Raw genomic sequence first — 11,525 nt, forward strand, 5'->3', positions numbered from 1 at the left:
AGATGGGCCATCGGCTCCAAACGCGCCCGGCTCCGCGGGCGCCGCTCTTTCCATCAACTCCCTTGCACCCGTGTCGGTGCCGTGCCGATGACGTGGCGCGCCCTGCGCCCGGCGATAAAAAACTATCTTGGTGCAACAGTTGCACAGGTGTAGAATGGGCGTATGGACGCGCGGCACCCCCCGACGCGCGACGACAGGAAGGATCGGCTGATGAAGGCGCAAATGAGGACGGCGGTTGCACTGTTCGGCGGAATGGCCGCGGTGGCGTTGGCGATCGGATTCGGCGCGTTGGGCGTATCCCCGGCCGGGGCCGCGGCGACGCACTCGCCGTCCGGCATCACGCCGGCGCCCGCGGTTGCGTCCGGTGTCCACCCGGCGACCCTGGCCGGCTGCGTGTCCGGTCTCGACTGCTAGCCCCACCGTTTCCCGATGGCCCATCCCGGTGATGGGCCATCGGCGTTTCCGCGGCTGGAAGTCCCCGGGCCGCACTCGTTTGCCCGGGCGTGCACCGGGGTAAGGAGAAGTGGACCAGTTGCACGTGGTGCGAGTGGGGATTGGGGACTTCCAGATGAGATCGGCAGCCAGAAACTCGGTCGCGCTCTTCGGCGGCGCGGCCATGCTCGTGTTCGCGGTCGGATGCGGCGGCGGCAACAAGGGCCCGAACAGCAGCACCACCACCACACCCACGACCACGCCGTCGTCCAGCGTGGCCCCGTCCACTCCGGGCGGGGGCGGCGGCGTCCCCGGCGGTCCCACGGGTGGCGGCGGACCCGGCGGCGGTGGCGGCGGCGTCCCCGGCGGACCCACCGGCGGTGGCGGCCCGGGTGGTGGCGGCGGCGGCGTCCCCGGCGGACCCACTGGTGGCGGCGGACCCGGCGGCGGTAGCGGCAGCATTCCCGGTGTCGGGGGTGGCGGCGGCGGGCCGGGTGGCGGCGGAGGCTGCGTCGGCAACGTCTGCGGCGGCTACTGACATCTCGCCGAACCGGCGCTAACGCACCACAACACAGGCTTGCTCCCCTAGTCGGCGGGGCTGGGATGACCCGGCCCCGCCGGCTGAAAACTCCTCGCCTTCCGAGCGTTCTGGTGTGACGGCCTAGGCCGGACACCGCATTCGAGTTATGGTTCTGGCCAACTCGGCTGCAAGGGGACCTTCGATGGCGAAGCTCAGGTTTGGATACTTCATCGCGCCGTTCCATCGGGCCGGCACGAACCCCACGCTCGCGCTGCAGCGTGACCTCGCCTTCATCGAGCACCTCGACGCCCTCGGCTTCGACGAAGTGTGGCTGGGCGAACACCACTCGGCGGGCAGCGAGATCATCAGTTCGCCGGAGATCTTCATCGCCGCGGCGGCCGAGCGCGCCAAGCGCATTCGCTTTGGCACAGGGGTCATTTCGCTGTCGTACCACAACCCGCTCTGGGTCGCCGACCGGCTGATGCTGCTCGACCACCTCACCCACGGCAGGATCATCGGCGGTGTGGGTCCCGGCTCCCTGCCCAGCGACTCGTCGATGATCGGGCTCACCCCGACCGACACCCGCGAGCTGCTCGAAACGAACCTCGACATCGTCGTCCGCCTACTCGCGGGCGAAACCGTCAGCGCCAAGACGGCCACGCACCAACTGTTCGACGCCAAGTTGCAGCTGGCTCCCTATTCCGACGGCGGCATCCCGCTGTCGGTGGCCGCGGTCGCCTCACCGACCGGCGCGCGGCTGGCCGGCAAGCATGGCATCGGCCTGCTGTCCATCGGGGCGACGCTGACCGTCGAGGGTTTCAACGCGCTGTCCTATCACTGGGGCATCGTCGAGGAGCGCGCGGCGACCTTCGGCACGCAGGTCGACCGCACGAACTGGAGCCTGGTCGGCCTGTTCCACCTCGCCGAAACGGAGAAGCAGGCGCGCGAGGAGGTCAAGTTCGGTATCGAGCCGTGGTTCCGGTACTTCCAGAAGGTGGCCGCCTTCCCACAGATGACCATGCCCGGTGAACAACTCGACGAGATGATCGACGTCATCAATGACAACGGGGCCGGCGTGATCGGCACCCCGGAGCGGGCGCGCGAACAGGTCCAGCGGTTGTGGGATCAATCCGGCGGATTCGGCTGCATGCTGCAGATGGGCCACGAGTGGGCGAACCCGGCCGCCACCAGGCGGTCCGCCGAATTGTTCGCCGCCGAGGTCATGCCGCATTTCCAGGGACAGGCGCAGCCGACGCTGGACGCCGCCGCGCGTGCCGGACAGGCCCGGGAGAGCCTCGCGCAATCCCAGCTGGATGCCGTCGCGCACATGACGAAGAAGTACCAGGACGAGGTCGACTCGAAGTAGCGGACCGAGGCTTCATATCGCCGCGACAGCCGCCTCCCAGCCGGCAGCTAGGGTCTCGGCGCACAACTAGGGGATGACCACCACCCCTCACCACCCCAGGCACCGGATTGCGCGGCTGGTCTGTGCGGCAGCCGCGGCCGTCGCCATGCTGACCCTCTTCGACGCGGCGCAGGCATCCGCGCGCCCGACCGACGCGGCGGCCTTCCAACAGGCACCGCCCAACCTTTCCGGCGGACGCGGTTTCGCCGCCGATGACGGCGACGACGAGGCCCAACTGCAGCAGCAGCTCGCCCAGCAGCAGCTGCAACAGTCCATGCAGCAGGCCGAACAGCAAAACGAACAGGCTCAGCAGCAGTTCGAACAGAGCATGCAGCAGGCTCAGCTCACCGAGCAGCAGGCCAACAACCCGTAGCGAAGCGGGCGGCTAGCGCTGCGGGTTCGACTCGCGCTCGGCCGTCTCAACCAACCGGCGCGCGAAGAACCGGACCGCACCACCCATCGCGGCCCGCATCACCGGACCCGTCCCGCGGACGCCCTCGACGAACGAGCCCGTCCAGCGCAGGTCGGTGCCGCCGGACGGGTTCGGCGTCAGGACCACCTCGCTGACGTAATCCTTGACCGGGTTCGACGGGGCGATGAGCTTGTAGACGTGCCGCCGGTCCGGCTCGTATTCGACGGTTTCCTCCTGCACGAGCACCGGCCACATGCCGAGCTTGCGGACCGCCCCGATCCCGCCCGGCGCCGGGTCACCCTGCCGCGCCCAACTCGAGTGCACGACGATGGGCTTGGCCCACTTCGACCAGTTCGCGCCGTCGGTCACCAGGCGGAACAGCGTCGCGGCGGGCGCGGTGCTGGTACGGGTGACCTCGAACGAATACGTCCTGCCTGACATGACCCACTCCCCGGGAAATCCTCGCCGGCCCTGCCGGCCGCTCGCGCGTAGGCTACCGCCCACAACGCGTCCCCGAGGGGCGGGGTGCGGGGCCCGACCGCTGGCCCCGCGGCGAAAGCCCCGGTCTCCGGTCCGGGGCTACCTACAATCGGCGAATGCGACGGCCGCTGTTGATGTTTGCCGTCACGGTGCTGCTCGGCGCATGTGGCGGCGGGCATGACGGCGCCCGCGCCACCTCCACCACCGGACGCGCCGATGCCCAGGTCCGCAGTCAACGGGTGCTCGACGACGCTATCGGCGCACGCGATCCGGGCTGCTCGGCCGCCGTGGGCCTCGAGGGCAAAGTTGCCTGGACGGGTGTGCGCGGCGTTGCGGACGTCTCGACCCACGAAGCCATCACGCCCGACACCGTGTTCGACATCGCCTCGGTGTCCAAGCAATTCACCGCCAGCGCACTGCTGCTGCTGGTCGACGGCGGTGCGCTGACGCTGGGCGACCCAGTTTCCCGGCACCTGCCCGAGCTGCCGGGGTGGGCGAGCACCGTCACCCTCGACCAGCTGATGCACCAGACGAGCGGAATCCCCGACTACGTCGGCTTGCTCGAGGCGCAGGGGTTCCAGGCCGGTGACCGCACGACCGAGGATCAGGCCCTGCGGGCGCTGGCCGGCGTCGACCAGCTCGAGTACGAACCCGGCTCGCGATTCGAGTACTCCAACTCCAATTACCTGCTGCTCGGCGAGATCGTTCACCGCACCGCGCGGGAACCGTTGCCGGAATACCTCGCCGGCCAGTTCTTTCGACCCCTCGGGTTGAACATGGTCGTTGAGCCCACCGGGTCGATTCTCGGCAAGGCCGTCGGCTACGACAAGGACGGCAAAGCGGTCGCGTCCGGCTGGGAGCAGGTCGGGGACGGCGGCATTCAGACCACCCCCAGCCAGCTCGTCCGCTGGGCGGACAATTACCGCACCGGCCGCGTGGGCGGTCCCACGCTGCTGCGTGCGCAGCTGGCCGGGGCGGTGCCGACCGAGCCGGGCGGGGGCGATCGCTACGGCGCCGGGATCTACCTGCTCGCAACGGGAGCGCTCGATCACGACGGGTCATGGGGCGGGTTCGTCACGGCTTTCCGGGTCAGCAAGGACCGGGCGACGTCGCTGGCGATCAGCTGTAACACCGACAAGCAAGATCCGGAGGCCCTCGCGGAGGCGCTGGGGCGGCTCTGGATGTAGCTCTCGGATTCGGTTCGCGGACAACGCCCTTCGCGTGCGGCGTGCCGATGATCACGTTCACGGCGCGACGGGTTGCCGCGTCGCCGTGCCTACAGTGGGTCCATGGAGTTCGCTTCCGGGCAGCGCGCCCAACGTGTCCCCGGCATGCTCGAGATCGAAGACTGCCTGGACGCCGACGGCAACATCATGCCGCCGCCGGACGTCACGCTGATCTCCCTCATCGACCGCAACATCGCGAACGTCGGTGACGCCGTGGCGTACCGCTTCCTCGACTACAACCGCTCGGCCGACGGCGTGGCCGAAGAGGTGACGTGGAACCAGTTCGGCGTCCGGCTGGAAGCGATCGGCGCGCGCATCCAGGAGGCCGCAGGCCGCGGCGAGCGGGTCGCCGTCCTGGCGCCGCAGAGCCTGGACTACGTCATGGGCTTCTACGCGGCGGTCAAGGCCGGGACCATCGCGGTGCCACTGTTCGCGCCCGAGTTGCCCGGCCACGCCGAACGTCTGGACACGGCGCTGCGCGATTCGCGGCCGACGGCCGTGTTGACGACGGCGGCGGCCAGGGGAGCGGTCGAGGACTTTCTGAGCACGCTGCCGCAGCCGCAGCGGCCGCGGGTCATCGTCATCGACGAGATCCCCGACTCGGCGCGGGAATCGTTCACCCCCACCGAGCTTCGCCACGACGACGTCTCCCACCTGCAGTACACGTCGGGTTCGACGCGGCCTCCGGTCGGCGTGGAGATCACGCACCGGGCGGTGGGCACCAACCTCGTGCAGATGATCCTGTCGATCGACCTGCTGGACCGCAACACCCACGGCGTGAGCTGGCTGCCGCTGTATCACGACATGGGCCTGTCAATGATCGGCTTCCCGGCGGTGTACGGGGGACACTCCACGTTGATGTCGCCCGCGGCCTTCGTGCGCAGGCCGCAGCGCTGGATCAAGGCCCTGTCGGCCGAGGCGGGGCGGGCGGTCACCGCGGCGCCCAACTTCGCCTACGAATGGGCCGCCCAACGGGGGCTGCCCGCGCCGGGCGACGCTGTCGACCTGAGCAACGTGGTGCTGATCATCGGATCCGAACCGGTCAGCATCGACGCGATCGGCGCCTTCAACAAGGCGTTCGCCCCGTACGGTCTGCCGCCGACGGCCTTCAAGCCGTCCTACGGCATCGCGGAGGCAACGCTGTTCGTCGCGACCATCGCGCCCGAAGCAGAGGCGACGCCGGCCTACTTCGACCGCGAGGAGCTGGGCGCCGGTCGCGCGGTGCGGGTGGCGGCCGACGACCCGGATGCCGTCGCGCAGGTGTCCTGCGGCCAGGTCGGCCGCAGCGAATGGGCCGTCATCGTCGACCCGGACAGCGGTGCCGAACTGCCCGACGGTCGCGTCGGCGAGATATGGGTGCAGGGCAACAACGTCGGCCGCGGCTACTGGAGGCTGCCCGAGGACACCCGCCGGGCATTCGGCGGCCGGCTGCACTCGACGTTGCCCGAGGGCAGTCACGCGGCGGCCTCGGCCGTCGACCGCGCGTGGCTGCGGACCGGGGACCTGGGCACCTATCTGGACGGCGAGCTCTACGTGACCGGCCGGATCGCCGACATGGTCACCGTCGCCGGCCGCAGCCACTACCCGCAGCACATCGAGGCGACCGTCGCCGAAGCGTCCCCGATCGTCCGGCGCGGATACGTGACGGCTTTCGCCGTGCCCGCCGGGGATTCCGATCAACAGCTGGTGATCGTCGCCGAGCGGGCGACGGGCACCAGCCGGGCCGACCCGCAGCCGGCCATCGAGGCCATCCGCGCCGCCGTTTCCCGCCGCCACGGGCTGCCGGTCGCCGACGTGTGTTTCCTGCCGGCCGGTGCCATCCCGCGCACCACCAGCGGCAAGCTGGCTCGCCGCGCCTGCCGCGCCCAGTACCTGAGCGGCGGCCTGGGCGCGCGCTGACCGGCCGGACGGCCCGAAACACGACCTGGCCGACGCGGTCTGACTTAGTCTCCCTTCGGAGGCGAGACGATGGTGTTCAAGGTTGCGGTGTCGGCGGACCTGATCGGCGGCGACGTGGATGCCGGCTACGGAAAGGTCGCCGACGCCTTTCGCGCCAGTTTCCGCGACGGCGTGGAGGTGGGCGCCGCCGTCGCCGTGTACCGCGGCGGGGTCAAGGTCGTCGACCTGTGGGGCGGCTACGCCAACGGGTCGGCGAAGCAGCCGTGGCGGCCGGACACGATGGTCAACATGTTCTCCACGACCAAGGGGGTCGCCGCCCTCGTCGTGGCGGCCGCGGTCTCCCGCGGGCTCTTGTCCTACGACGCGAGGGTGACCGACTACTGGCCGGAGTTCGCGCAGGCGGGCAAGGGCGATGTGACGGTCCGCCAACTCCTGGGGCATCAGGCCGGGCTGTGCGCGCTCAAGCCGAGGCCGACGCTGGCCGACGTCGCCGACCCGGCCAGACTCTCGCCGATCCTGGCGGCCCAGGCACCCGCGTGGCGCCCGGGTTCGCGGCACGGCTATCACGCGATCACCCTGGGCTGGTACAAATCCGAACTGATCCGCCGGACCGACCCCGCCGGCCGTACGCTGGGCCGATTCATGGCCGACGAGATCGCCCGCCCGCTGGGTCTCGATCTGCACATCGGGCTGCCGGATTCGATCGAGCGCGACCGGGTCGCGCACGTCCACAACTGGGCGCGCGCGGAAACGCTGCTGCACCTGAACGTGATGCCGGCCGGGTTCGTGGGCGCCTCGCTCAACCCGGTGGGCCTGACGGCGCGCGCCGTCGGTGTCCCGCGCGGCGTGAATGCGTTCAACGGCGACTACAACCGCGACGATGTGCGGGCGGTCGAGATCCCGTCCGCCAACGGCATCGGCACGGCCCGGTCGGTGGCGCGCATGTACGGCAGTGCCGCCACCGGGGGAGCCGAGCTCGGCCTAAACGGCGACACCCTCGAGGCGCTGGCCGCTCCGGCGCTTCCGCCCAGCCAGGGCGTCCGCGACAAGGTGCTGAACGTGGACGTGGCGTATTCACTCGGCTTCTGCAAACCGGTGCCCCACTTCGACTTCGGTTCCTCGGGCAGGGCCTTCGGGACGCCCGGCTTCGGCGGGTCGTTCGGCTGCGCCGACCCCGACACCGGCGTCGGGTTCGCCTACGTGATGAACCGGCTGGGCTTTCACCTCTGGAGCGACCCGCGCGAACTGGCGTTGCGGCAGGCGCTGTTTCGCGACGTCCTCGGCGTGCGACCACAGACGTGACGACGAGTGTGGTGGCATCCTGGCCGTGTGGGTTTGCTCATTCGGCTGGCGGAGCTGTTGATCGTGATCCTGCCGCTGGTGGGCGCCGCCGTCGCCGTGGTCCGCTCGTTCGGCGCCAACCGGCGCGCGGCCGGGCAGCCGCCGGTCCCCGAGGTGGCGGAACCGCGGCCGGACGCCGGCGACAATCACGTCGCGCAGTGGCGGTCGCTGCGCCGGGTTGTCGAGGAGCACAGCCGCACCGACACGCGATGGCTCGACTATGAGCTCGACGTCGCCAAGCTCCTGGATTTCCCGCTCATGACCGACATGCGCGATCCCCTGACCGTCGCGTTCCACAAGGCCAAGCTGCGGGCCGACTTCCTGCGCCCGGTCAAGGCCGAAGACCTCCTCGACGACCGGGACGCCGCCGCGCAATACCGGGCCGCCGTCGAGGATTACGTGACCGCGTTCAACACCGCGGAGGCCGAGGCGATGCGCAGGCGGCGCAGCGACTTCTCCCGCGAAGATCAGCAGCGGATCGCGCGCGCGCAGAACCTGCTGCGAGTGGCGTCCGACCCCGCCGCGGCACCGCAGGAACGCCGGCGCGCCTACGAGGTGGCGCGTCAGGAACTCGAGGGCCTCGTCGTCTTGCCGGCCACCACGCAAGCCGGCATCGAGCGGAGGGTGTTCGGGGAGCTGGAGGGATGACCGCGACGCCCGACCCGCCGGTGGCCGAACCCGGCGGGAACCCGGATCTCGCGGGGTTCCTGGTCACACCGCCGCCGCTTCGCGGCCCCGTCACGTTCGACCAGCGGTGGCGTGACCTGACCTTCATCCATTGGCCGGTCCGGCCCGACGCCGTCGCGGCGATGTATCCGCCCGGCACCCGTCCCGACGTCTTCGCCGACGGGATGACCTACGTCGGGCTGGTCCCCTTCGTCATGGACAGCACCAAAGTCGGCTCCTCCCTTGCGCTTCCGTACTTCGGCAGCTTTCCGGAGACCAACGTGCGGCTGTATTCCGTTGACGATTCGGGCCGGCACGGGGTGCTGTTCCGGTCGCTGGAAACGGCTCGGCTGGCGGTCGTGCCGGTCGTTCGGGCCGGTCTCGGCGTGCCCTACACGTGGGCGCGGATGCGGACGAGCCGGCGCGGCGACCGCGTCACGTACCACAGCGTGCGGCGGTGGCCGCGGCGCGGCCTGCGCAGCAGCGTCGAGATCACCGTCGGCGCCCCGGTGGAGCCGACCCCGCTGGAGGTATGGCTCACCGCCCGGTGGGGCGCGCACACCCGCAAGGCCGGCCGAACCTGGTGGATACCGAACGAGCACGAACCCTGGCCGTTGCGCGCGGCGGACATCGTCGAGCTGGACGACGAGCTGGTGGCGGCCAGCTCGGTCCGGCCCGCCGGCGAGCGCCTGCGCGCGCTGTTCTCGCCGGGCGTGCGCACCCGCTTCGGCCGGCGCGTCGCCGTCGCATGAACTACGGGCAGGTGTAGCCGCCGTCGATCACGAGGTCGGAACCGGTCATGTAGCTGGATGCCTCGCCGGCCAGGTAGAGGTAGAGCCCGGTGAGTTCCTCGGGGCGGCCGATCCGGCCGAGCGGAATCTTCGGCTCCCACAGGCGGTGATAGTCCGTCATCGGCTCCACGAGCTCGGTGAGGATGTAACCGGGGCTGACGCTGTTGACCCGGATATTGTGGGGCGCCAACTCGACGGCCATGGCCTTGGTCAGGTGGATCACCGCCGCTTTCGACGTGCAGTAGTGACCCACCTGCTGCGGGACGTTGATGATGTGGCCGGACATCGAGGCGGTGGTGATGATGCTGCCGCCGTGACCCTGCCGGACCATCGCCCTAGCGGCCGCCTGGGCGGTGAGGAAAACGCCTGTGACATTGGTGCTTTGGATGCGTTCGAATTCTTCCGGGGACATGTCGAGCACCGGAGTCACGGTGATGATGCCGGCGTTGCAGACGGCGATGTCGATCCCGCCCAGTTCCGCGGTAACCCGGTCCAGTAGCGCGGTCACCTGGTCTGGCCGGGTCACGTCGCAGGGGATGGGCACCACCCTGCCGTCACCGTCGTCGGCGATCTCGCGGGCGACCTGTTCCAACGCCTCGGCACGCCGCGCCGCGATGGCCACGTCGGCGCCGGCCTGCAGATACGCCTGCGCCACCTTCTTGCCGATGCCGCTGGATGCCCCGGTGACCAGCGCGCGTTTGCCGCGTAGATCGAACAACTCCAAGACGTTCATGCGAGATCCCTATTCAGACGAGCGACCTATGACCGAAACACGTTCTAGTGTGTCCGCCATGGGCAAATTCACCAGGGCAGAAATCGAGCAAGCGGTCGAGAACTACACGCAGGTGGTGGAGGGGTGCAGCGCCTCGGGCGACTGGCGACCGTTCGCCGATCTCTTCACCGAGGATGTCGTCTACACCGAACATCACTACGGAGTGTTTCACGGCCGCGAGGCGGTGCGGGACTGGATCGTCGCCGTCATGGCGCCGTTCCCGCACATGCGATTTCCGTCCGACTGGACTGCCTACGACGAGGACAACGACGCCGTCGTGGTGATGATCAAGAACCTGCTCGACCACCCGACGGATCCCAAGGGCGAGCCCTTCTGGTTTCCGAACTGGACCCGGCTGGTCTACGCGGGCGACGGCCTGTTCTCCAGCGAGGAGGACATCTACAACCCCAACCGGGACGCCCCCGGGGTCGTGACCGCCTGGCTGCAGGCCGGGGGACAGCTCGCCTCGGAGGAGATCCTGCAGCCGGGGGCGTAGGCCGCCGTCGGGGTCACTAAGGGGCTAACTCGTCACCGGGTGCCGCACCCGTCGCCGCGACCGGACGGCCGCCAGCGCCTGTTCCCACGCCAGCATCGTGGCGGCCTTCATGTTGGCCGGCTTCACGCTGTCCCGGGACAGCAGCGCGGTGGCCGCCGCCTTGGTGGTCGCCGACGCCTTCGACAGATGGCCGGAGTCGAAGGGCGGTTGCGGGTCGTATTCGATCGCCAGCTGGATCGCCTTGGCGCGGCCCTCGCCGCCGATCTCCCCGGCGAGCCACAACGCCAGGTCGAGTCCCGCCGACACCCCCGCGCACGTGACGACGTTGCCCTGGTGCACGATTCGTTCGTCGCCCACCGGCACCGCGCCGAACGCCTTCAACGCGGGAACGGTCAGCCAGTGCGACGTCGCGCGGCGGCCCTCGAGGAGGCCGGCGGCCGCCAGGATGACCGACCCCGAGCACACCGACGTCATCCACGCGGCGTGTTGATGCGCCCGGCGTAACCAGTCCAGCAGCACCTCGTCGCGCGCGTGCACGGGCGTCGACGGGCCACCGGGGACGAGAACCACGTCGGGCGAGGGGGTTTCGGCCAGCGCGTGGGTGGCGCCGATGACCAGCACGCCGGAGTCGGCGGTGATCGGCCCCGCCTCGTGCCACACGAACCGCACCTCGGCGTCCGGCAGGTTGCGCAGCACCTCGTACGGGCCGATCATGTCGAGCGCGGTGAAGCCCGGATAGGTCACGATCGCGATTTGGGTCATGGTGGGTCCTTTCCTTAATTGGTGTCTTGTCAGGCGAACGCCTTGCGGTATTGGTCCGGCGGAATGCCGACCCGACGAAGGAAGTTGCGCCGCATGGTTTCCGCGGTGCCGAAGCCGCAGCGGGTGGCGATGGCGACGACGGTGTCGTCGGTCTCCTCCAATTGCCGGCGCGCGGCCTCCGTGCGGATCCGCTCGACGTATTGACCGGGCGCCTCGCCGACCTCGGCGGTGAACACTCGGGTGAAGTGCCGCGGGCCAAACGCCACTCGATCCGCGCCGTGCAGGAGGCGATCGAGGCCGAGCCCGGCGGCGAGCACAGCATC

Annotated in this window: 14 protein-coding genes; 10 read left to right on the top strand and 4 right to left on the bottom strand. The window is 70.0% G+C overall.

All coding sequences use genetic code 11. The features are described from left to right. Positions 1–210 precede the first annotated feature (210 nt). From A5681_RS27150 to A5681_RS15235, 4 genes are all read left to right on the top strand, one after another. Positions 211–414, top strand: coding sequence for a hypothetical protein (locus A5681_RS27150; protein WP_156737997.1), 204 nt, complete (start codon positions 211–213; stop codon positions 412–414). 154 nt (positions 415–568) lie between these two features. Then, positions 569–970: a hypothetical protein gene (locus A5681_RS27155; protein ID WP_067276261.1), complete on the top strand. Its 402-nt coding sequence runs from the start codon at positions 569–571 to the stop codon at positions 968–970. Positions 971–1,154: 184 nt separating this feature from the next. After that, positions 1,155–2,318: an LLM class flavin-dependent oxidoreductase gene (locus A5681_RS15230; protein WP_067276198.1), complete on the top strand. Its 1,164-nt coding sequence runs from the start codon at positions 1,155–1,157 to the stop codon at positions 2,316–2,318. A 73-nt stretch (positions 2,319–2,391) separates the two neighbouring features. Continuing rightward, on the top strand, positions 2,392–2,730 hold the full coding sequence (locus A5681_RS15235; RefSeq protein WP_156737998.1) for a hypothetical protein: 339 nt from the start codon (positions 2,392–2,394) through the stop codon (positions 2,728–2,730). A 12-nt stretch (positions 2,731–2,742) separates the two neighbouring features. Here the strand turns inward: A5681_RS15235 and A5681_RS15240 are convergent, their stop codons facing one another. After that, positions 2,743–3,210 carry an SRPBCC family protein gene (locus tag A5681_RS15240; RefSeq protein ID WP_067276203.1) on the bottom strand — a complete coding sequence of 156 codons (468 nt, stop codon included), beginning with the start codon at positions 3,208–3,210 and terminating at the stop codon, positions 2,743–2,745. A 155-nt stretch (positions 3,211–3,365) separates the two neighbouring features. Between A5681_RS15240 and A5681_RS15245 the strand changes: the two genes are divergently transcribed. The 5 genes from A5681_RS15245 to A5681_RS15265 all read left to right on the top strand — a co-directional run bounded on the left by A5681_RS15245 (position 3,366) and on the right by A5681_RS15265 (position 9,133). Further along, positions 3,366–4,436, top strand: coding sequence for a serine hydrolase domain-containing protein (locus A5681_RS15245; protein ID WP_067276208.1), 1,071 nt, complete (start codon positions 3,366–3,368; stop codon positions 4,434–4,436). A gap of 102 nt (positions 4,437–4,538) precedes the next feature. After that, positions 4,539–6,374, top strand: a complete 1,836-nt coding sequence (locus A5681_RS15250) for a fatty acyl-AMP ligase (protein WP_067276210.1) — start codon at positions 4,539–4,541, stop codon at positions 6,372–6,374. A gap of 69 nt (positions 6,375–6,443) precedes the next feature. Then, positions 6,444–7,676: a serine hydrolase domain-containing protein gene (locus tag A5681_RS15255; protein ID WP_067276211.1), complete on the top strand. Its 1,233-nt coding sequence runs from the start codon at positions 6,444–6,446 to the stop codon at positions 7,674–7,676. A 27-nt stretch (positions 7,677–7,703) separates the two neighbouring features. Beyond that, positions 7,704–8,363, top strand: a complete 660-nt coding sequence (locus A5681_RS15260; protein WP_067276224.1) for a hypothetical protein — start codon at positions 7,704–7,706, stop codon at positions 8,361–8,363. Continuing rightward, positions 8,360–9,133, top strand: a complete 774-nt coding sequence (locus A5681_RS15265) for a YqjF family protein (RefSeq protein ID WP_067276226.1) — start codon at positions 8,360–8,362, stop codon at positions 9,131–9,133. The genes A5681_RS15260 and A5681_RS15265 overlap by 4 nt, the downstream gene beginning before the upstream one ends. Position 9,134: 1 nt before the next feature. On the opposite strand, the gene A5681_RS15270 is transcribed toward A5681_RS15265, so the two are convergent. After that, the gene (locus tag A5681_RS15270; RefSeq protein ID WP_067276228.1) at positions 9,135–9,905 is read right to left on the bottom strand and encodes an SDR family oxidoreductase; all 771 of its coding nucleotides are present in this window, start codon (positions 9,903–9,905) and stop codon (positions 9,135–9,137) included. A gap of 58 nt (positions 9,906–9,963) precedes the next feature. Between A5681_RS15270 and A5681_RS15275 the strand changes: the two genes are divergently transcribed. After that, positions 9,964–10,440 (top strand): nuclear transport factor 2 family protein, encoded by a 477-nt coding sequence (locus A5681_RS15275; RefSeq protein ID WP_067276231.1) that lies wholly within the window; start codon positions 9,964–9,966, stop codon positions 10,438–10,440. Positions 10,441–10,464: 24 nt separating this feature from the next. Here the strand turns inward: A5681_RS15275 and A5681_RS15280 are convergent, their stop codons facing one another. Both A5681_RS15280 and A5681_RS15285 read right to left on the bottom strand, forming a co-directional pair. Continuing rightward, positions 10,465–11,202 carry a DJ-1/PfpI family protein gene (locus A5681_RS15280; RefSeq protein WP_067276236.1) on the bottom strand — a complete coding sequence of 246 codons (738 nt, stop codon included), beginning with the start codon at positions 11,200–11,202 and terminating at the stop codon, positions 10,465–10,467. Positions 11,203–11,231: 29 nt separating this feature from the next. Continuing rightward, positions 11,232–11,525 (bottom strand): helix-turn-helix domain-containing protein (locus A5681_RS15285; protein ID WP_231996319.1); only part of this gene is annotated, 294 nt, incomplete at its 5' end.

The organism is Mycobacterium scrofulaceum (genome assembly GCF_001667885.1).
Taxonomy (GTDB): domain Bacteria; phylum Actinomycetota; class Actinomycetes; order Mycobacteriales; family Mycobacteriaceae; genus Mycobacterium; species Mycobacterium scrofulaceum_C.